The sequence below is a fragment of the Mycobacterium sp. 1081908.1 genome (assembly GCF_001673535.1).
Classification (GTDB): Bacteria; Actinomycetota; Actinomycetes; order Mycobacteriales; family Mycobacteriaceae; genus Mycobacterium.
In genome coordinates this window covers 94296-112669 of the sequence record NZ_LZLY01000034.1, presented here as the reverse complement: position 1 = coordinate 112669, position 18374 = coordinate 94296, and the positions used below count along the sequence as shown (strand labels likewise).

The following is an 18374-nucleotide window of genomic DNA, read 5'->3' as shown; positions in this document are numbered from 1 at the left end:
GGGCTAGCCGCTCAGACCTTCTCGACCTTGACGGCGTGCGCCATCTCGTGCGGCAGGGTGACGTTCTCGTGGCCGGGAATGAGGATGGTGACCCCGCCGCCGGCCGGACTGGTCTCGACGGTGACCCGGGCGTTGGGAACGACGCCGGCGTCCTTGAGGCGGGTGATCAGGTCGATGTCGCCCTGGACGTGTTCGGTGAGCTGGCGGACGACCACCGCCACCGGAGATCCGGCGGGCAGCTCGGTCAGCCGGACGAGGTTGATGCCGTCGGCGCCCGAGTCGGGGCCCACCCCGAGGTCCAGCAGGCCCGGGATCGGGTTGCCGAACGGGGAGGTGGTCGGGTTGTTGAGCACCTTCACCAGCCGCCGCTCGACCTCCTCGCTCATCACGTGCTCCCACCGGCACGCCTCGGCGTGCACTTCCTCCCAAGGCACCCCGATGACGTCGACGAGCAATCGTTCGGCGAGGCGGTGCTTGCGCATCACCGCGATGGCCAGCGCCCGGCCCTTGTCGGTGAGCTCCAGGTGGCGGTCGCCGGCGACGTGGAGCAGCCCATCGCGCTCCATGCGGGACACGGTCTGGCTGACGGTCGGACCGCTTTGTTCGAGGCGTTCGGCGATCCGGGCGCGCAGCGGCGTCACGCCCTCTTCCTCGAGGTCGTAGATGGTCCGCAGGTACATCTCGGTGGTATCAACCAGCTCGTTCATCCAGCACCCTCCATTGACGCTGAGTCTACTTGGCCAGCTGCGCGAATGGGTCCAACGCCTCCTGCGGATGTCCCCGGCAAGCAGTATGCCCGCCGCGGGCGCGGCGGGCATACCGACTTGCTACCTGGCTCTGGTTGGAGGGCCTCAGCTGGCGTACGACCGCAACCGATCGGCGCGCTCGCCGTTGCGCAGCTTCGACATCACGTCACGCTCGATCTGGCGGACCCGCTCGCGGGACAGCCCGAACAGCTTGCCGATCTGGTCCAGCGTGCGCGGCTGGCCGTCGTCCAGGCCGAAGCGCAACCGGATGACCTGGTGCTCGCGCTCGTCGAGAGTGGCCAGCACACTGCGGATGTCGGTGTGCAGCAGCTCGGCGATCACCGCGTTCTCGGCGGACATCGCCTCGGCGTCCTCGATGAAGTCGCCCAGCGGGGCCTCTTCCTCGGAGCCGACGGGCATGTCCAGGCTCACCGGGTCGCGGCTGTGCTCGAGCAGGTCGTTGATCTTCTCGACCGGGATGCCGGATTCGGCGGCGAGTTCCTCGTCGGTGGCTTCGCGGCCGAGGTTCTGGTGCATCTCCCGCTTGATCCGCGCCAGCTTGTTGACCTGCTCGACGAGGTGGACCGGCAGCCGGATGGTGCGGCTCTGGTCGGCCATGCCGCGGGTGATGGCCTGGCGGATCCACCACGTTGCATAGGTGGAGAACTTGAATCCCTTTGTGTAGTCGAACTTCTCCATCGCGCGGATCAGACCGAGGTTGCCCTCCTGGATGAGGTCCAGCAGCGGCATCCCCCGACCCGTGTAGCGCTTGGCCAGCGAAACCACCAGGCGCAGGTTCGCTTCCAGCAGGTGGCGGCGCGCCGCCTGGCCATCGCGCGCGACGGCCTCCAGGTCCCGTTTGCGGTTCTCGCCGAGTCGCTTACGAGTCTCCAGCAGATGCTCGGCATACAGGCCGGCCTCGATCCGCTTGGCCAGCTCGACCTCACCCGCCGCGTTCAGCAGCGCCGTCTTACCGATGCCATTGAGATACACGCGCACTAGGTCCGCTGCGGGGCTTTGAGCATCCAGATCGCCGTCGATCCTGCTTGTGCTGGCGTTCGCCATAGCGACCTCCCGTTCGGCTTTGCACTGTCATGAAGTCCAACGATGGATCCGCCCTGGGAGTTCCCGCCCGGTCGCGATCTCACACGCCTTGACGTGCACAGATGTGCCGACGACCTGAGAATGTCCTGAGAAGTGCGCCGCGCGGGCGCTTAGCCGGAACCCTCGTGGCGGGGTCGCCGCGGCTCGAGCGCGGGGTGCTCGGCCGTGGGGAACAGGGGGGTGCGCCGCCGCTCCTGCTCGAACCGCCTGGGCTCGTCCTTGCGGCGCGGCGGCCGGTCGTTGGCGATCAGCACCGCCATCCACGGCAACGGCACCGAGGCCGCCACGATCAGCAGCGAGATCAGTCCGTTGTGCCAGGCGCCGTAGGCGACGGCGGCCAGAATGAGCGCCGGGATCCGAAACGCCATCAGGGTCAGGTACTTCCGCACCCGGGCGCGATGCTCCTCCTCGTACGAGGGGGCGGCCGAGGTGATCAGGACGGGGCGGCTGGTGTCGTCGAAGCCGTCGAACCCTGGCTCTTCGCCGCGCTTCATATCTCCACTGTCCCACAACCAATCGATTCCGGTACCGGCGAGTCAGGGGGCACAATGTGAGGCATGCAGACCCAGACGATCGAACGCACCGAGACCGACGAACGCGTCGACGACGGGACCGGCAGCGATACCCCGAAGTACTTCCACTACGTCAAGAAGGACAAGATCGCCGAGAGCGCGGTCATGGGCAACCACGTGGTGGCGTTGTGCGGCGAGGTGTTTCCCGTCACCCGGGCCGCCAAGCCCGGCTCCCCGGTCTGCCCGGAGTGCAAGCGGATCTACGAGCACCTCAAGAGGGACTGATCAGGCCGGAGGCTCGGCCGCCGCCACGTCGGGCGGCGTCGCGGGCGCCGCGGGCAAATCCGCTATCCGCTTCGGGCCGGGCCTGCGCGTCAGCAGCCAGTTGCGCAGCCGATGGGCATGGGTCCTCGGCGCGGGGAATTCCTCCTGGACGGCGGCGTTGAGCTCGGCGCCGAGCATGATCGCGAAACCGCCGAAGAACGCGAACAGCAGGAACGCGATCGGCGTGGACAGCGCGCCGTAGGTGTAACCGGTGCTGGTGATCCACCTCAGGTAAAAGCGCAGGCCCAGCGTGGCGATCAGGAACACCGCCGTGGCCAGGATGGCGCCCAGCACCAGCCGATGGCTCGGCAGCGGCACCGGCAGCGCCACCCGATACAGGAGCATGATCCCGATCATCAGGCCGAGGATCAGCGCCGGGTAATAGCCGTAGCGCAGCACGTTGGCCAGCCCGACCGGGATGTGTTCGCTCACCTTGCGCGGGCCCACCACCATCACCGGCGCGGCCACCACCGCGAACACCAGCATCACCACGTAGAGGAACAGCGAGAAGAAGCGCTGCCGCACCGGGTGTCGCAGCGGGGTCTGGTCGTGGGCCTCGACCACGGCGTCGACGAACGACGAGATCGCCGACGACCCGGCCCACAGCGAGATCAGAAAGCCGAGCGACACCACTTCGCCGCGCGCGTTGGCGGTGATGTCGCGGATGGTCGGCTCGATGATCTCGTTGACGACGCTCGGCGAGAAGAAGCTGTGCGCGGTCGAGATGATGCTTTTCTCGATCGCGGACAGCGTGTCCTTCCCGAACAGCGGTGCCACGTAGGCCAAGCTGCCCAGCATTCCCAACAGCAGCGGCGGCGTGGAAAGCGCCGACCAGAATCCCGCCTGGGCCGACTCGGAGAAAATGGAGTCGTCCCAGCTTTTGGCCAGGGCTCTAAGAGAGATTCGCCAGACGTGGTGGCGCGACGGCCGCGCGGCTTGGACGCTCATACCCGTCCAGCATTACCGATGACCGCCCGCGCAGCCCACATTGCCCAGGGGTGAGTTCGGCTGGACTAGCTTTCGCTGACCTCCAGCACGGCGTCCTGCTCGGTCAGCTTCGACTGGTGCTGGTTCGCGTGGTGCTGGCAGAAGAGAAGCTCAAGTCCGGAAGGCAGCTTGGCGCGGACTCGAGCAGCGGCACCGCAGCGGTCGCAGCGGTCCGCTCTGGTGAGCTCGGGACTGGTCAGAGTTGCGTGCATGGCTTCTCCGTTCTCGTACATTCACTGTCTCAGACGTGTGGCGTTTTCGCCTTGTTCCCCGATCGTTATCGGGTGTGTCGTTTCTCACGGGTTTTAAGCTGACCGACTGTGACCCTCCCGGCCGGCGTCCTGGTGCACCTGTGCGGGCGCGAGCAGTGGTCCCGCGCCCGCGACCAGGGCGGAATTCAGCCTGATCACCCGCCCGGATTCATCCATCTCTCGACGCCCGAGCAGGTGCATCTGCCGGCCACCCGGCTCTACCGCGGCCGCGACGACCTCGTCCTGTTGCACATCGACCCCGCGCTGCTGGACTCGCCGGTGCGCTGGGAGCCGGGGGTGGCGACGGATCCGGAGTCCATGCTGTTCCCGCACCTGTACGGGCCGCTGCCGGCCCGGGCTGTGATCCGGGTCACCGCCTATCGCACGGAGCCCGACGGCACCTTCGCGCCGGTCGCGCGGCCTCAGGGCTCGACGTAGGCGTCGGCCTCGATCTCCACCAGGAGCTCGGGTGCGATCAACGCCGTGACCTCGACCATGGTGGCGACCGGACGGATCTCGCCGAAGATCTCGGCGTGCACCGCCGCGACCTCACGCCAGCGCGAAATATCGGTCACGAAGATGCGGGTGCGCACCACGTCGGTGAGCGCGGCACCGGCCTGCTGCAGCGCAATCTCGATGTGCCGCAGGGCGTCTCGGGCCTGGGCGGCGATATCACCGGCCGCTCCGGCGCCGGTCGTTCCGGCCACCGCCACGAGCGGGCCGACGCGCACCGCGCGCGAATAACCGACCGCCCCCTCGAATTCGGAGCCGGACGACACCATGGTTCGGTTGATTGGCATGCGGTCACGCTACGCGCGATTGGCTTGGCCACCAAAGGCTTTACGCGCGCACCCGGCGGTGGTAGGAGTGCTGTGTGGGCAAAGCAGCGCGTTTACGGTGACGCCGGTCAACATCGGCACGCCGGACATCGGAATCCCCACGGCGCAAGGAGTTTTCGTGGTAATCGACAGGTACTGTCAGGCGCTCGGGTTGGTCCGATGATGCCCGGCATCTCGGAGGACGCGCTCATCGCGCAGGAGGAACGCTTCGCGCGGGCGTTCGCGGTGCGTGATCCGTCGATCGCGCGGGACCTCTACCAGCCCGACGTGGTGTACGTGAGCCCGACGGTGCGCCTCTTCGGCTGGCCGGAACGGATCGACGGCGTCGAGCGCACGCTCGAGTTCATCGCGCTCACCATCGACGGCTGCTCGGACATCCGCTACGAGGCGGTCGAACACGCGATAGCCCCGGGCGGGGACGCGGCGTTCGTGCGCGTCGAATTCGACTGGGACCAGGGTGGGCAACGCCTGCGCTCGACCTACGTGGTGGTCTACCGCTACCGCGACGGCCGGATCGCCCGCCAGGAGCTGTACTACGACCCGAGCGGCGAGCTGGAGCGGCTCGCTTGAGCGCTAGTCCAGGTAGTCGCGCAGCACCTGGGAACGGCTGGGGTGGCGCAGCTTTGACATCGTCTTGGACTCGATCTGGCGGATGCGCTCGCGGGTCACGCCGTACACCTGCCCGATCTCGTCCAGCGTGCGCGGCTGGCCGTCGGTGAGCCCGAAGCGCAGCCGTACTACGCCGGCTTCGCGCTCGGACAGCGTCTCCAGCACCGACTGCAGCTGGTCCTGCAGCAGCGTGAACGACACCGCGTCGACGGCCACCACGGCCTCGCTGTCCTCGATGAAGTCGCCGAGCTGGCTGTCGCCCTCGTCGCCGATGGTCTGGTCCAGCGAGATCGGCTCGCGCGCGTATTGCTGGATCTCGAGCACCTTTTCGGGCGTGATGTCCATTTCCTTGGCCAGCTCTTCGGGCGTGGGCTCGCGGCCCAGGTCCTGAAGCAGCTCGCGCTGGATGCGACCCAGCTTGTTGATCACCTCGACCATGTGCACCGGGATGCGGATGGTGCGGGCCTGGTCGGCCATGGCGCGGGTGATGGCCTGGCGGATCCACCACGTGGCGTAGGTGGAGAACTTGTATCCCTTTGTGTAGTCGAACTTCTCGACCGCGCGGATGAGCCCCAGGTTGCCTTCCTGGATGAGGTCGAGGAACGCCATTCCGCGGCCCGTGTAGCGCTTGGCAAGCGACACCACCAAGCGCAGGTTCGCTTCCAGCAGATGGTTTTTCGCGCGGTCGCCGTCGCGGCAGATCCACATCATGTCGCGGCGCTGGGCGGCGGGCAGCTTGTCGCCGCGCTCGGCGTGCTCGGTCATCAGCTGCGTGGCGTAGAGGCCGGCCTCGATCCGCTTGGCGAGCTCGACCTCTTCCTCCGCGTTGAGCAGCGCCACCTTGCCGATCTGCTTGAGGTACGCGCGAACGGAGTCCGCGGACGCGGTGAGTTCGGCGTCCTTGCGGGCCTGCCGCAGCGCCTCGGATTCGTCTTCGTCCCAGACGAAATCGCCGGAAGCCTTGTCCTTTTCGGACGGCTCGGCGATTTCCTCCTCCTCGGCGGCGGCGGTCTTGGTCTTCGCGGCGGGCGCGGCCGCGGCGTCCTCCTCGCCGTCCTCGGTGTCGTCCGCCTCGAGTTCGGCGTCTTCGCCGTCGGCGGCGACGTCGACTTCGAGGTCGTCGAGATTGAGGTCCTCGGCGTCGATCTCCAGGTCCTCGCCGGGCTCGGCCTCGAGGTCCGGTTCGGCGTCGAGATCCTCGACCTCAACCTGGGCGCCGTCGGCGTCGATCTCGAGGTCGGCGTCCGGGGCACCCTTGGCCGCCTTCGTGCCGCGGCCGGATGGCGCCTTCGCGCCCTTGGCCGCGGGGCGGGCTTTCTTCGGGGCCTCGGCGGGCGCCGCCTCGTCGTGTGCCCGGGCGGACTTGGTGGCCCGCGGCGCGGCCTTGGCGGCCCGTTTCGCTGGGGCGGCGGCGCCATTGGCGGCCTTCGCCGGGGATCGCTTGGCGGGGGACGACGGAGACTTCGTGGCGGTGCGTTTCACCGGCTCATCGGTCGCCGGGCTTGCCTTGGTCGCTGCCACTTACACCCCTTCGGTCGGACGCACTTTCGGTGGGTTTGGGCATGGTCAACCGAAAGTGTCTGCTATGTCGAATGTCGGCGTTGGAGATCAGCGTGAGTGCTCGCACGCTTTCAGTCGGGCGGTCGCCGAGCACCATTGTAACGACAGCGGACGCTTCCACCGGCCTACCGGGCAAAATTCAGTGCGTCACATCGGAGGTCGCGGCCATCGCCGCTCCCACGATGCCGGCGGTGTTTTGCAAGGCGGCGGCCACCACCGGGGTGCGATTTCGAAGCAGCGGCAGCCATTTGTCGGCCTTGCGGCTGATGCCGCCGCCCGCGATGAACAAATCCGGCCAGATCGCGTTTTCGATGGCCACCAGCACCCGTGTTACCTGGTGGGTCCACTTTTCGTAGCTCCAGCCGTTGCGCTCTTTGACCGACGACGCCGCGCGCTGCTCGGCCTCTTTGCCGCCGACCTCGAGGTGGCCGAATTCGGTATTGGGAATCAGCGTCCCGTTGTGGATGACCGCGGATCCGATCCCCGTGCCGAAGGTGAGCAGCACCACCAGCCCCGTTTGTTCGCGGCCCGCGCCGTAGCGCTCCTCGGCCAGCCCGGCGGCGTCCGCGTCGTTGAGGATCGTGACGTCCTGGCCGTTCAGTTCGGCGCTGATGACGTCGCGCGCGTTGGTGCCGATCCACGCCTTGTCCACGTTAGCCGCCGTCTGGACGACGCCGTGGGTCACGACGCCGGGATAGGTCACCCCCAGCGGCCCGGTCCAGCCGAACCCGTTGACGACCTCGGCAATGGCCTTGGCGACGGCCGCCGGCGTCGCGGGCTGCGGGGTCAGCACCTTGATGCGTTCGCCGATGAGCAGCCCGGTGTCCATGTCGACGATGCCGCCCTTGATGCCGCTGCCGCCGACGTCGATGCCGAACCCACGGCGCTGCGGCTTGCCGGTCGCCGCGTCGGGTGGCGTGCCCGTGATCGAGTCGGTGCTGGTCATCGGAACTCCTCGGCGAGACTTGGCCTGTCCGATCACCTTAGCTCCACGGGTACGCCGGCTGGGGGTCTGCGCGACCGTGGCGACTGTGATGCGATGGCGGGGTGACGCAACCTACTGACAAGCGGGCCGAGCCCGGGCAGCTGCGTTCGGTGGCCGAGAAGTTGGCCGCCGAGGCCGCCGAGTTCGTGCGCCGCCGGCGCGCCGAGGTGTTCGGCCCGGCGGCGTCCGGCGTGTCGGGCGCGGGCGGCGGCGCGGTGCGGTCGAAGAGCACCCCGACCGATCCGGTGACCGTCGTCGACACCGAGACCGAGCGGCTGCTGCGGGATCGGTTGGGCCAATTGCGGCCCGGTGACCCGATTCTCGGGGAGGAGGGCGGCGGGCCCGCCGACGCGCAGTCCGGCGCGGTCACCTGGGTGCTCGATCCCATCGACGGCACAGTGAATTTCGTCTACGGCATCCCCGCCTACGCGGTGTCGGTGGGCGCGCAGGTCGACGGCGTGTCCGTGGCGGGGGCTGTCGCCGACGTCGTGGCCGGCCGCGTCTACTCGGCGGCGACCGGCCTCGGCGCGCACGTCACCGACGCCCGCGGGACGCGGCCGCTGCGCTGCGCCGCCGTCGACGATTTGTCGATGGCGTTGCTGGGCACCGGGTTTGGTTATTCGCGGCGGCGCCGCGCGAGCCAGGCGGCGCTACTGGCGCACATCTTGCCGGCGGTGCGCGACGTGCGCCGCATCGGTTCGGCGGCGCTGGACCTGTGCATGGTCGCGGCGGGCCGGCTGGACGCCTTCTACGAACACGGGCTACAGGTGTGGGACCGCGCGGCGGGCGCGCTGATCGCGGCCGAGGCGGGCGCCCGCGTCGTGGTGCCGGAGCCGAACGGCCCGGTGGGCGGCGAGGGGTTGGTGGTGGCCGCCGCCCCCGGCATCGCCGACGAGCTGCTGGCCGCCCTGGAACGTTGCGGCGGCCTGGCGCCCCTGCCGGACTGAGGGGTCAGCAGCTGCTGGCGTGAATCTTTTGCAGCAGTGCGGGATCCGACGGCTCGGTGGCGCCCGGGCGCAGGCTCGCCAGCACCGCGTCGATGTTGTCGTTGTGGGCCAGCGCGCTGAACTCGGTGCCGAGGGCCAGGTCGACGGAGTCGTCGGCGCGGTTGTCGTTGAACAGCTCGGTGCACGGCGCCACCAGCCACACCGCGGCCGCGGTGGCCTGGCCGGCTGTGCCGAAGCGGATCTGGCCCACGCAGCTCAGCCGGGTGCCGGCGTAGAGGGGGTCGTTGGCGGCGGTGGGCTGGGCGAAGCCCAGGTCTTTCATCGCGCCGGCGACGTCACCGGCTTGCCCGCCGCGGCCGCTGGCGTTGAGGACGCGGACCTTGGTGTCGGCGAGTTTGGCCGGGTTGACGTCGGCCATGGCGCTGCGGGACACCTGCTCACCGAGTTGGGGCGCCGCCGAGCCGGGCGGCTGCGGCGGCGGGTTGCACACCACCGCCTCATGCACCTTCGCCGGTCGCGTCAGGGCCACCGTCCACACCACGGCGGTGGCCACCACCAGCAGCGCCACGACGACGATGGCGGGCCGGGGGTTGCGCCGCCGGAAGGGCCGTCCGTGCTTGTCAAAAGCGGTACCCTCGGTGATTTGCGCGACCACAGGGGAACTCTAACTGCACCGTTTGAGACCCAAGACAAGGGTCAATCCGGGGTTGTGACGCAAATCACACCTTAATGGCACTGGATACGGGCACGAATCGTTTGGTGGATGCGTTCGACGCTGGTACAAAGCGTTGCTTGAGGTACGAGAGGGCTGCGAGGGGACGAGACGATGCCTACCGACTATGACGCTCCGAGGCGCACCGAGACGGACGACGTTTCGGAAGACTCGCTGGAGGAGCTCAAAGCGCGACGGAACGAGGCGGCATCGGCCGTGGTCGACGTCGACGAATCCGAATCCGCCGAATCTTTCGAGCTGCCCGGCGCCGACCTGTCCGGCGAGGAGCTGTCCGTCCGCGTCATTCCGAAGCAGGCCGACGAGTTCACCTGCTCGAGCTGCTTTCTGGTTCAGCACCGCAGCCGTCTCGCCAGTGAGAAGAACGGCGTGATGATCTGTACCGACTGCGCAGCCTGAACGGTCAGCTGCGCAATGCCGACAGCACCCGCTCCGGGTGACGGCAGCTCACCAGCCAGTACGGCGTCGGGTCGTCTGGGTCATCGAGGACCACCAGAACCATCGGACCGACCCATGCCCGGTGCAGCACGTAGGCCGCCGGGTCGAGCTGGCGGCCCAGGGCTGCCGATTTCGCCGCGGGCGCTATCTCCGCGGAGCGGGCGATGACGTCGACCGGTAGGTGCGCCTCGCCGGCCCACAGTTCGACTCCGCCCGGGACGGCGGAGTCCGCGGTGACGCGGATCTCGACGCGGCCCAGCCACAGCAGTGTTCCGGCCGCCACCACGAACAACGTCGCGTACGGCAGCCAGTCGGGCAGCGACCGAACCCCGAGGTTGACTTCGAACGCGATCAGCGCCGCCAGCCCGAAAGCCGGTGGCCACCACCACCATGGCACCCAAAGTCGTTCGCGATATCGCACACTGTGCGGCGCGACGCGCGTAGCTGACACGCGGTCAAGGGTAGTCTGTGGCCCCGTGTCGACCAGTCTGGCCATCGTCCGCCTTGACCCCGAGCTTCCGCTGCCCAGCCGCGCCCACCACGGCGACGCCGGGGTCGACCTGTACAGCGCGGAAGACGTCAAGCTAGCCCCGGGGCAGCGCGCGTTGGTGCGGACGGGCGTCGCGGTCGCCATTCCGTTCGGGATGGTGGGCCTGGTGCACCCGCGGTCGGGATTGGCTGCGCGGGTGGGGCTTTCGATCGTCAACAGCCCGGGCACCATCGACGCCGGCTATCGCGGCGAGATCAAGGTCGCGTTGATCAATCTCGACCCGGCCGAGCCGATCGTGGTGCACCGCGGCGACCGGATCGCCCAATTGCTGGTGCAGCGGGTCGAACTGGTCGAGCTGGTCGAGGTGTCGTCGTTCGACGAGGCCGGGCTGGCCGAAACATCCCGTGGCGACGGTGGTCACGGTTCCTCCGGCGGACATGCGAGTTTGTGATGGCTAGAAGATCAGACAACGACGAGTCGGCAGCCGAGGCCGAGGCCGTCGCCGACCCGGTCGACGACGAGTTCGACGAGGAGCTCGAGGGCCCGTTCGACATCGACGACTTCGACGACCCCGCGGTCGCCGAGCTGGCCCGGCTCGACCTGGGTTCGGTGCTCATTCCGATGCCGGAGGCCGGCCAGCTGCAGGTCGAGCTGACCGAGACCGGCGTGCCCAGCGCGGTGTGGGTGGTCACGGCCAACGGCCGCTTCACGATCGCCGCCTACGCGGCCCCCAAGACGGGCGGCCTGTGGCGCGAGGTGGCCGGTGAGCTCGCCGAGTCGCTGCGCAAGGACTCGGCGAAGGTCAGCATCAAGGACGGCCCGTGGGGCCGCGAGGTGGTCGGCACCGCCTCGGGCGTGGTGCGCTTCATCGGGGTCGACGGCTACCGCTGGATGATCCGCTGCGTCGTCAACGGTTCGCACGAGACCATGGAGGCGCTGGAGCGCGAGGCGCGAACGGCGTTGGCGGACACCGTGGTTCGCCGCGGCGACACACCGCTGCCGGTGCGCACACCGTTGCCCGTGCAGCTGCCCGAGCCGATGGCCGAGCAGCTGCGGGCCGCCGCGGCCGCGCAGCAGCAGCAGGCCCAGGAGCAGGAGCAGCCGTCCGACGAGCCGGCCGCGCGCCGCAGCGCCGAGGGTTCGGCGATGCAGCAGCTGCGCACCACGACCGGCGGCTAGCGCCTAGAGCTCGGCCAGCGCGGCCAGGCAGGCGGCGCCCAGCGCGGCGGTCTGCGCGCCCATCTGATCCAGCGTCACGGTCCGCAGCGCCGCGCGCGGCGCCGCGGCGACCCAGTCGACGGCCACCCGCAGCGGGTGGATCGGGTCGTCGACCGCGGCGGCCACCGCCAGCGGCGCGGCCAGCCGGGCCAGGTCGGCGCAACTGGGCGCGACGTAGGCCGCCGCCTCGTCCATGGCGTCGGGCAACTGCGGCCACTGGGCGCGCCAGGACCGGGTCAGCTCGTCGGCCAACCACGGCGGGCTGGACGCCCGCATCTGCGTGGTCGTCGCCGCCAACCCGTCGGCCCGCAGCTGCGCCGCCGAATGCCGCGCCGCCAGCGCCGCCGGCGCGTCGTTCGGGGGGCCCGCCCAGGCCGGCAGCGCGGCCAGCACGGCGACGGTGCGCCCGGGATGGGCCAGCGCCCACGCCGTCGCCACGGCGGCGCCGATCGAGACCCCGCCGACGGCGATCGGGCCGTCGCTCGCGGCGTCGTCGAGCGCGGACAGGTAGCCCTCGACCAACCGGTCCGGGCGCGGCGGCGGGGCCACCAGCGTGGCGCCGGCGTCGCGCAACGGGCCGGAAAACGCCCGGTAGACGTAGTCGTCGTCGGAGCCGGTTCCGGGCAGCAAAACCGTCGCGACACTGCGCAGATCGACAGTCACCCTTCGATATTGCCCGGCCGTCGGGGAGCGTCCAACATCACGTTTCGTTCTGTTGGCACCGGGGAACCAACAGGTCTACGGTGTCCGTTGGCATAGAGAAAGCGCCGAAGCTTTATCACCACTGTCAGGAGGGGCCATGGGGGCCCAAGGGTATCTGCGCCGGCTCACCCGTCGATTGACGGAGGACCCGGAACAACGTGACTCCGAAGAGTTGTCGGACGAAGTCGACAGCGCCGGCGCGCAGCGTGCGATCGATTGTGAGCGTGGCCAGGAGGTCACCATGATCGGCACGCTGCGCAGCGTGGAAACGAACGGCAAGGGTTGTTCCGGCGGTGTCCGCGCGGAACTGTTCGACGGCACCGACACGGTCGCCCTGGTGTGGTTGGGCCAGCGCCGCATCCCCGGCATCGACTCGGGCCGCACGCTTCGGGTGCGGGGCCGGCTGGGCAAGCTCGAGAACGGCACCAAGGCCATCTACAACCCGCACTACGAAATTCAACGGTGACCCTTTCCAGCGAACGCTTGCTGGACCAGGTCGGCGGGGTGAGCGGCGTCATCTACTCGTCGCTGCCGGTGGTCGTCTTCGTCGCGGTTTCCAGCCTTTCCGGTCTGTTGGCGGCCATCGCGGCCGCGCTCGGCGTGGCGGCGCTGGTGTTGCTGTGGCGGCTCATCCGGCGGGAATCGACCCAGCCGGCGTTTTCGGGTTTCATCGGCGTCGCGGTCTGCGCGCTGATCGCCTATCTCGTGGGGCAGTCCAAGGGCTACTTCCTGCTGGGCATCTGGATGTCGTTGTTGTGGGCGGTGGTCTTCGCGGTCTCGGTGCTGATCCGCCGGCCGCTGGTCGGCTACGCGTGGAGCTGGGCCACCGGCCGCGACCGCGGCTGGCGCGCCGTGTCGCGGGCCGTGTACGCGTTCGACATCGCCTCGCTCTGCTGGACTCTGGTGTTCGCCGCGCGCTTTGTGGTCCAGCGGCTCCTCTACGACGCCGATCAGACGGGTTGGCTGGGGGTGGCGCGGATCGCGATGGGCTGGCCGCTGACCGTGCTTGCCGCGCTGGCCACGTACGCGGCGATCAAGGGCGCGCAGCGCGCCCTGCCGGCCCCAGACGAAGCCGAATCCGCGGAAAGCCTCGCCGACTAGTTGTACGGCGTGCGCGCGTTGAGTGTGAATCGTGGGCTTCGTGTGTGAGCCCTGGGCGCAGAAATGGGCGAAATCCCGCCCTGAGCGCACACCGAAAACCGCCACGGCACACTCAAAGCCGACCGGTTAGTCGCCCGGCTCCGCTTCGGGCAGCAGCAGCTTCTGCAGTTCCTCCTCGGCCTCGGTGACCGCGACGAAGAGCAGTTCGTCGCCGCCCTCGAGCGGCTCGTCGGCTTCCGGCACGATGACCCGGGGGCCGCGCAGGATCGTCACCAGCGCGACATCGCGCGGCAGCTGCAGCCGGCGCACCGGCTTTCCGCCCCACGCCGTGTCGTCGGGCAGGGTGATCTCGACCAGGTTGGCCTGGCCCCGGCGGAATTCCATGAGCCGCACCAGATCACCGACGGCCACGGCCTCCTCGATCAGCGAAGCCAGCATCCGCGGCGTGGACACGGCCACGTCCACGCCCCAGGCGTCGGTGAACAGCCATTCGTTGCGCGGATCGTTGACCCGGGCCACCACCCGCGGCACCGCGAACTCCGTCTTGGCCAACAGGCTGAGCACCACGTTGACCTTGTCATCGCCGGTCGCGGCGACGACGACGTCGAAATCCTCCAGGTGCACCGACTGCAGCAGGCTCAGCTCGCACGCGTCGCCGAGGCGCCAATGCGCGGCCGGGATCGCGTCGACGTCGACGTGCTCGGGGTTGCGTTCGATCAGCGTCACGTCGTGGTTGTTTTCCAACAGTTCGCGGGTGACCGACCGGCCGACCGCGCCGGCCCCGGCGACAGCGACCTTCACTTGACGGCTCCCGCGTCGAGGTCCTCGCTGGGCGGCAGCGCCGCGATGGCCACCGCCTCGGCGGCGCGACCGGAAATCGCCGCGAGGTAAACCTGATCGCCGGCCTGGATCACCGTCTTCGGCTCCGGCAGCACCCCGGTGCCGAACCGGATCAGGAACGCGACCCGGCCGCCGGTGGCCTGCTCCAGCTCGGTGGCCCGGTGCCCCACCCAGTCCTCGTGCAAATCGACCTCGGCCACGGCGACCGTGCCGGTCGGGTCGCGCCACTTGGTCATTTCGCCTTCCCGGGTGAGCAGGTTGAGCAGGCGGTCGGTGGTCCAGGGCACGGTGGCGATCGTCGGGATGCCGAGGCGCTCGTAGACCTCGGCGCGCTTGGCGTCGTAGATCCGGGCGACGACGCGCTGGACACCGAACGTCTCCCGGGCCAGCCGGGCCGAGATGATGTTGGAATTGTCCCCGGACGACACCGCGGCGAACGCGTCGGCCGCCTCGACGCCCGCGCTCAGCAGCACGTCGCGGTCGAAGCCCTGGCCCAGCACCCGCTCACCCGCGAACTCGGGGCTGAGCCGGTTGAACGCGGTGCTGTCGCGGTCGATCACCGCCACGTCGTGGCCGATCCGGGACAGCCCGTCGGCCAGCGAAGAGCCCACCCGGCCGCAACCCATCACAACGACGCGCACTTGAGGTCCTCTCGGCTGGGTCCCGTGCTGTTCACTCGGCAGACCGGGCCGGCCAGCCGATTCGGTCCGTCGGGGAACATTGTTGCCTACGAAACGCTAGCAAGCACGGGTGGGCTTACTCTTGGCTCTCGTGTCCAAACTTTCGACCGCTGCGCGCCGGCTGCTCATCGGCCGGCCGTTTCGCAGCGACCGGCTGAGTCACACGCTGCTGCCCAAGCGGATCGCCTTGCCGGTGTTCGCCTCCGACGCCCTGTCCTCGGTGGCCTACGCCCCGGAGGAAGTCTTCCTGATGCTCTCGGTGGCCGGGGTCACCGCCTACGCGCTGACGCCCTGGATCGGCCTTGCGGTGGCGGCGGTGATGCTGGTCGTGGTGGCCAGCTACCGGCAGAACGTGCACGCCTATCCGTCGGGCGGCGGCGACTACGAGGTGGTCACCACCAACCTCGGCGACACCGCCGGCCTCGTCGTGGCGAGCGCCCTGATGGTGGATTACGTTCTCACCGTTGCGGTTTCGACGGCGTCGGCGATGTCGAACATCGGCTCGGCGCTGCCGGTCGTGGCCCAGCACAAGGTGTTGTTCTGCGTCCTCGCCATCGTGCTGGTGATGGCCCTGAACCTGCGCGGGGTCCGCGAGTCCGGGCTGGCTTTCGCCATCCCGACCTACGCGTTCATCTTCGGGGTCCTCGCGATGATCGGCTGGGGTCTGTTCCGGATCTTCGTGCTGGGCAACCCGCTGCGCGCGGAGTCCGCCGGTTTCCAGATGCATGCCGAGCACGGCCAGGTCGTCGGGTTCGCCTTGGCGTTCCTGGTGGCGCGCTCGTTCTCGTCGGGATGCGCGGCGCTGACCGGTGTCGAGGCCATCAGCAACGGGGTGCCGGCGTTTCAGAAACCCAAGTCGCGCAACGCCGCCACGACCCTGCTGCTGCTGGGCGGCATCGCGGTGACCCTGCTGATGGGCATCATCGTGCTGGCCGAGAAGATCGGGGTCAAGCTCGTCGAGGATCCGGCCCGGCAGCTGACCGGCGCCCCGCCGAACTACTACCAGAAGACGTTGGTCACACAGCTGGCCGAGACGGTGTTCGGCAGCTTCCACATCGGCTTCCTGCTGATCGCCACGGTGACCGCGCTGATCCTGGTGCTGGCGGCCAACACCGCGTTCAACGGGTTCCCGGTGCTGGGTTCGATTCTGGCGCAGCACAGTTACCTGCCGCGCCAGTTGCACACGCGCGGCGACCGGTTGGCGTTCTCCAACGGCATCCTGTTCCTGTCGGCGGCGGCGCTGCTGGCGATCATCGCGTTCCGCGGTGAGGTCACCGCGCTGATCCAGCTGTACATCGTGGGCGTGTTCATCTCGTTCACCCTGAGCCAGATCGGCATGGTCCGGCACTGGACCCGGTTGCTGCGCAGCGAGACCGACCCCCGGGCGCGGCGCAAGATGATGCGCTCGCGGGTGGTGAACACGGTCGGATTGCTTTCCACCGGCGCGGTGTTACTGGTCGTCCTGGTCACCAAGTTCCTCGCCGGGGCGTGGATCGCCCTCTTCGCGATGAGTTTGCTCTTCATCATCATGAAGCTGATCCGCAAGCACTACCACACCGTGAGCCGGGAGCTGGAGGAGCAGGAGGCCGCCCAGCACGACGTCGTCCTGCCGAGCCGCAACCATGCCCTGGTGCTGGTGTCGAAGCTGCACCTGCCGACGCTGCGCGCGCTGGCCTACGCGCGCGCCACCCGCCCGGACACGCTCGAGGCCCTCACGGTCAGCGTCGACGACGCGGAGACCCGCGAGCTGGTGCACCGGTGGGAGGAAAGCGATATCAATGTGCCGCTCAAGGTCATCGCCTCGCCGTATCGCGAAATCACCCGCCCGATACTCGATTACGTCAAGCGGATCAGCAAGGACTCGCCGCGCACCGTGGTGACGGTGTTCATCCCCGAGTACGTGGTGGGCCACTGGTGGGAGCAGGTGCTGCACAACCAGAGCGCGCTGCGGCTCAAGGGCAGGTTGCTGTTCATGCCCAACGTGATGGTGACTTCCGTTCCGTGGCAATTGAATTCGTCGGAGCGCCTCAAGGCCCTCCAACCGCACGCCGCACCCGGCGACGCCCGACGTGGAATCTTCGACTGAGCACTGCGTTGAAGCCCAACACATTGACGCTGGTGACCGGCGCCCCGGCCAACGGGGGCAGCTGCGTGGCGCATCACGAGGGCCGGGTCGTGTTCGTCCGCTACGCGCTGCCCGGCGAACGGGTGCGGGCGCGCATCACCGCCGAGCGCGGATCCTATTGGCACGCAGAGGTTGTCGAGGTGATCGAGCCGTCGGCCGACCGGGTCGATTCGCTGTGTCCCATCGCCGGGGTCGGCGGCGCCGGCTGCTGCGATCTGGCGTTCGCCGCGCCGCGGGCGGCCCGCGCGCTCAAGGCCCACGTCGTGGCCAATCAGTTGCAGCGGCTGGGCGGGCACCAGTGGAGCGGCGCGGAGGGGGGCGCCGAGCCGCTGTCGGACGGCGGCCCCACCGGTTGGCGCACCCGGGTGCGGCTGGACGTGGGCGCGGATCGCCGGCCCGGCTTCCACCGCTACCACAGCGACGAGCTGGTGACCGACCTGCGCTGCGCGCAGCTGCCGCCGGGGATGCTGGACGGCCTGGCTCATGATTCGTCCGGGGCCGACTGGCCCGCGGGCGCGCAGCTGCACGTCGCCGTCGACGACGACGGCCAGCGCCACGTGGTGCGCACCCTGCGGCAGGGCGGGCAGACCGCGACCGCCGTGGCGGAGGGCGGCTACGAGGCGGTGCAGCGGGTGGGCGCGCGCGCCTGGCGCGTTCCGGTCACCGCGTTCTGGCAGGCGCACCGGGACGCGGCCGGGGTCTACAGCGGCCTGGTCGCCGACTGGGCGCAACCCGCCGCCGGCATGACCGTCTGGGATCTCTACGGCGGCGCCGGCGTTTTCGCCGCGACGCTCGCCGACGCGGTGGGGGAGTCGGGGCGGGTCATGACCGTCGACACCTCGCGCTCGGCGACGCGGGGCGCGCGAACCGCGCTGGCCGACCTGCCGCAGGTCGACGTCGTCACCGACTCGGTCCGCCGGGCGCTGACGGCGCAGCGCGGCACTGCGGACGTCGCGGTGCTGGATCCGCCGCGGGCCGGCGCCGGGCGCGACGTCATCGACCTGCTGGCCGCGGCCGGGGTCCCGCGCGTGGTCCATATCGGCTGCGAGGCAGCGTCTTTCGCGCGCGACATCGGCCTCTATCGCGGCCATGGCTACGCCGTCGAGCAGATCAGGGTGTTCGACGCGTTCCCACTGACCCACCACACGGAGTGCATCGCTCTGCTGACGCTTTAGCGAGCGGCTAG

General features: G+C 69.4%; 24 protein-coding genes. 11 read left to right on the top strand and 13 right to left on the bottom strand.

Annotated elements, in window-relative coordinates:
* Positions 1-11: 11 nt before the first annotated feature.
* The 3 genes from A5655_RS05860 to A5655_RS05850 all read right to left on the bottom strand — a co-directional run bounded on the left by A5655_RS05860 (position 12) and on the right by A5655_RS05850 (position 2362).
* Positions 12-707 (bottom strand): metal-dependent transcriptional regulator, encoded by a 696-nt coding sequence (locus A5655_RS05860; RefSeq protein ID WP_067006627.1) that lies wholly within the window; start codon positions 705-707, stop codon positions 12-14.
* A 144-nt stretch (positions 708-851) separates the two neighbouring features.
* Positions 852-1811 carry a sigma-70 family RNA polymerase sigma factor SigB gene (gene sigB, locus A5655_RS05855; protein WP_067006623.1) on the bottom strand — a complete coding sequence of 320 codons (960 nt, stop codon included), beginning with the start codon at positions 1809-1811 and terminating at the stop codon, positions 852-854.
* 149 nt (positions 1812-1960) lie between these two features.
* Positions 1961-2362 (bottom strand): DUF3099 domain-containing protein, encoded by a 402-nt coding sequence (locus A5655_RS05850; protein WP_082978501.1) that lies wholly within the window; start codon positions 2360-2362, stop codon positions 1961-1963.
* A gap of 45 nt (positions 2363-2407) precedes the next feature.
* Here A5655_RS05850 and A5655_RS05845 point away from each other — a divergent pair, with 45 nt between their 5' ends.
* Positions 2408-2647, top strand: coding sequence for a DUF3039 domain-containing protein (locus A5655_RS05845; RefSeq protein ID WP_067006606.1), 240 nt, complete (start codon positions 2408-2410; stop codon positions 2645-2647).
* Here the strand turns inward: A5655_RS05845 and A5655_RS05840 are convergent, their stop codons facing one another.
* Together A5655_RS05840 and A5655_RS05835 are read right to left on the bottom strand one after the other, a co-directional pair.
* Positions 2648-3634 carry a YihY/virulence factor BrkB family protein gene (locus A5655_RS05840; RefSeq protein ID WP_067006585.1) on the bottom strand — a complete coding sequence of 329 codons (987 nt, stop codon included), beginning with the start codon at positions 3632-3634 and terminating at the stop codon, positions 2648-2650.
* A gap of 65 nt (positions 3635-3699) precedes the next feature.
* Positions 3700-3885 (bottom strand): hypothetical protein, encoded by a 186-nt coding sequence (locus tag A5655_RS05835; protein WP_067006660.1) that lies wholly within the window; start codon positions 3883-3885, stop codon positions 3700-3702.
* Positions 3886-3993: 108 nt separating this feature from the next.
* On the opposite strand from A5655_RS05835, the gene A5655_RS05830 reads away from it, so the two are divergent.
* Positions 3994-4362 (top strand): DUF952 domain-containing protein, encoded by a 369-nt coding sequence (locus A5655_RS05830; protein ID WP_067006583.1) that lies wholly within the window; start codon positions 3994-3996, stop codon positions 4360-4362.
* Here A5655_RS05830 and A5655_RS05825 read toward each other — a convergent pair.
* Positions 4347-4724, bottom strand: a complete 378-nt coding sequence (locus tag A5655_RS05825; protein WP_067006581.1) for a Rid family hydrolase — start codon at positions 4722-4724, stop codon at positions 4347-4349. The genes A5655_RS05830 and A5655_RS05825 overlap by 16 nt on opposite strands.
* Positions 4725-4925: 201 nt before the next feature.
* Between A5655_RS05825 and A5655_RS05820 the strand changes: the two genes are divergently transcribed.
* The gene (locus tag A5655_RS05820) at positions 4926-5333 is read left to right on the top strand and encodes a nuclear transport factor 2 family protein (RefSeq protein WP_197508606.1); all 408 of its coding nucleotides are present in this window, start codon (positions 4926-4928) and stop codon (positions 5331-5333) included.
* A 3-nt stretch (positions 5334-5336) separates the two neighbouring features.
* Here A5655_RS05820 and A5655_RS05815 read toward each other — a convergent pair whose 3' ends face one another.
* A complete protein-coding gene (locus A5655_RS05815; RefSeq protein WP_082978500.1) occupies positions 5337-6893 on the bottom strand; it encodes an RNA polymerase sigma factor in 1557 nt (518 codons plus the stop codon).
* 178 nt (positions 6894-7071) lie between these two features.
* Complete coding sequence (gene ppgK, locus A5655_RS05810) at positions 7072-7878, bottom strand: polyphosphate--glucose phosphotransferase (protein ID WP_067006573.1); 807 nt, start codon at positions 7876-7878, stop codon at positions 7072-7074.
* A 101-nt stretch (positions 7879-7979) separates the two neighbouring features.
* Here ppgK and A5655_RS05805 point away from each other — a divergent pair, with 101 nt between their 5' ends.
* Entirely contained in the window at positions 7980-8864 is an 885-nt protein-coding gene (locus A5655_RS05805; RefSeq protein WP_067006570.1) for an inositol monophosphatase family protein, read from the top strand.
* A gap of 4 nt (positions 8865-8868) precedes the next feature.
* Here the strand turns inward: A5655_RS05805 and cei are convergent, their stop codons facing one another.
* Positions 8869-9519 (bottom strand): envelope integrity protein Cei, encoded by a 651-nt coding sequence (gene cei, locus A5655_RS05800; protein WP_067006567.1) that lies wholly within the window; start codon positions 9517-9519, stop codon positions 8869-8871.
* 171 nt (positions 9520-9690) lie between these two features.
* Between cei and A5655_RS05795 the strand changes: the two genes are divergently transcribed.
* Positions 9691-9993 carry a DUF4193 domain-containing protein gene (locus A5655_RS05795; RefSeq protein WP_003919098.1) on the top strand — a complete coding sequence of 101 codons (303 nt, stop codon included), beginning with the start codon at positions 9691-9693 and terminating at the stop codon, positions 9991-9993.
* Positions 9994-9997: 4 nt separating this feature from the next.
* On the opposite strand, the gene A5655_RS05790 is transcribed toward A5655_RS05795, so the two are convergent.
* Complete coding sequence (locus A5655_RS05790) at positions 9998-10483, bottom strand: DUF3093 domain-containing protein (protein ID WP_067006564.1); 486 nt, start codon at positions 10481-10483, stop codon at positions 9998-10000.
* Positions 10484-10508: 25 nt separating this feature from the next.
* On the opposite strand from A5655_RS05790, the gene dut reads away from it, so the two are divergent.
* Positions 10509-10973 carry a dUTP diphosphatase gene (dut, locus tag A5655_RS05785; protein ID WP_067006557.1) on the top strand — a complete coding sequence of 155 codons (465 nt, stop codon included), beginning with the start codon at positions 10509-10511 and terminating at the stop codon, positions 10971-10973.
* A complete protein-coding gene (locus tag A5655_RS05780) occupies positions 10973-11701 on the top strand; it encodes a DUF3710 domain-containing protein (RefSeq protein WP_067006548.1) in 729 nt (242 codons plus the stop codon). The genes dut and A5655_RS05780 overlap by 1 nt, the downstream gene beginning before the upstream one ends.
* Before the next feature lie 3 nt (positions 11702-11704).
* Here A5655_RS05780 and A5655_RS05775 read toward each other — a convergent pair whose 3' ends face one another.
* Positions 11705-12403 carry a hypothetical protein gene (locus A5655_RS05775; protein WP_067006546.1) on the bottom strand — a complete coding sequence of 233 codons (699 nt, stop codon included), beginning with the start codon at positions 12401-12403 and terminating at the stop codon, positions 11705-11707.
* Between the two features lie 136 nt (positions 12404-12539).
* Here A5655_RS05775 and A5655_RS05770 point away from each other — a divergent pair, with 136 nt between their 5' ends.
* Positions 12540-12908, top strand: a complete 369-nt coding sequence (locus A5655_RS05770; RefSeq protein ID WP_066935066.1) for an OB-fold nucleic acid binding domain-containing protein — start codon at positions 12540-12542, stop codon at positions 12906-12908.
* On the top strand, positions 12905-13543 hold the full coding sequence (locus A5655_RS05765; RefSeq protein ID WP_067006544.1) for a DUF3159 domain-containing protein: 639 nt from the start codon (positions 12905-12907) through the stop codon (positions 13541-13543). Before A5655_RS05770 ends, A5655_RS05765 begins: the two co-directional genes overlap by 4 nt.
* 126 nt (positions 13544-13669) lie before the next feature.
* On the opposite strand, the gene A5655_RS05760 is transcribed toward A5655_RS05765, so the two are convergent.
* The gene (locus A5655_RS05760; protein ID WP_067006542.1) at positions 13670-14344 is read right to left on the bottom strand and encodes a TrkA family potassium uptake protein; all 675 of its coding nucleotides are present in this window, start codon (positions 14342-14344) and stop codon (positions 13670-13672) included.
* Complete coding sequence (locus A5655_RS05755) at positions 14341-15024, bottom strand: TrkA family potassium uptake protein (RefSeq protein WP_082978499.1); 684 nt, start codon at positions 15022-15024, stop codon at positions 14341-14343. Before A5655_RS05755 ends, A5655_RS05760 begins: the two co-directional genes overlap by 4 nt.
* Before the next feature lie 130 nt (positions 15025-15154).
* Between A5655_RS05755 and A5655_RS05750 the strand changes: the two genes are divergently transcribed.
* The gene (locus A5655_RS05750) at positions 15155-17149 is read left to right on the top strand and encodes an APC family permease (RefSeq protein WP_067006537.1); all 1995 of its coding nucleotides are present in this window, start codon (positions 15155-15157) and stop codon (positions 17147-17149) included.
* Complete coding sequence (locus tag A5655_RS05745) at positions 17146-18363, top strand: class I SAM-dependent RNA methyltransferase (protein ID WP_067006657.1); 1218 nt, start codon at positions 17146-17148, stop codon at positions 18361-18363. Before A5655_RS05750 ends, A5655_RS05745 begins: the two co-directional genes overlap by 4 nt.
* The last annotated feature ends 11 nt before the right edge of the window (positions 18364-18374 follow it).

What these genes read in the sequence shown, in the direction of transcription:
- A5655_RS05860 (WP_067006627.1), bottom strand. Translation starts at nt 707, where the DNA reads ATGAACGAGCTGGTTGATACCACCGAGATGTACCTGCGGACCATCTAC.
- sigB (WP_067006623.1), bottom strand. Translation starts at nt 1,811, where the DNA reads ATGGCGAACGCCAGCACAAGCAGGATCGACGGCGATCTGGATGCTCAA.
- A5655_RS05845 (WP_067006606.1), top strand. Translation starts at nt 2,408, where the DNA reads ATGCAGACCCAGACGATCGAACGCACCGAGACCGACGAACGCGTCGAC.
- A5655_RS05840 (WP_067006585.1), bottom strand. Translation starts at nt 3,634, where the DNA reads ATGAGCGTCCAAGCCGCGCGGCCGTCGCGCCACCACGTCTGGCGAATC.
- A5655_RS05835 (WP_067006660.1), bottom strand. Translation starts at nt 3,885, where the DNA reads ATGCACGCAACTCTGACCAGTCCCGAGCTCACCAGAGCGGACCGCTGC.
- A5655_RS05825 (WP_067006581.1), bottom strand. Translation starts at nt 4,724, where the DNA reads ATGCCAATCAACCGAACCATGGTGTCGTCCGGCTCCGAATTCGAGGGG.
- A5655_RS05820 (WP_197508606.1), top strand. Translation starts at nt 4,926, where the DNA reads ATGCCCGGCATCTCGGAGGACGCGCTCATCGCGCAGGAGGAACGCTTC.
- ppgK (WP_067006573.1), bottom strand. Translation starts at nt 7,878, where the DNA reads ATGACCAGCACCGACTCGATCACGGGCACGCCACCCGACGCGGCGACC.
- A5655_RS05795 (WP_003919098.1), top strand. Translation starts at nt 9,691, where the DNA reads ATGCCTACCGACTATGACGCTCCGAGGCGCACCGAGACGGACGACGTT.
- A5655_RS05780 (WP_067006548.1), top strand. Translation starts at nt 10,973, where the DNA reads ATGGCTAGAAGATCAGACAACGACGAGTCGGCAGCCGAGGCCGAGGCC.
- A5655_RS05770 (WP_066935066.1), top strand. Translation starts at nt 12,540, where the DNA reads ATGGGGGCCCAAGGGTATCTGCGCCGGCTCACCCGTCGATTGACGGAG.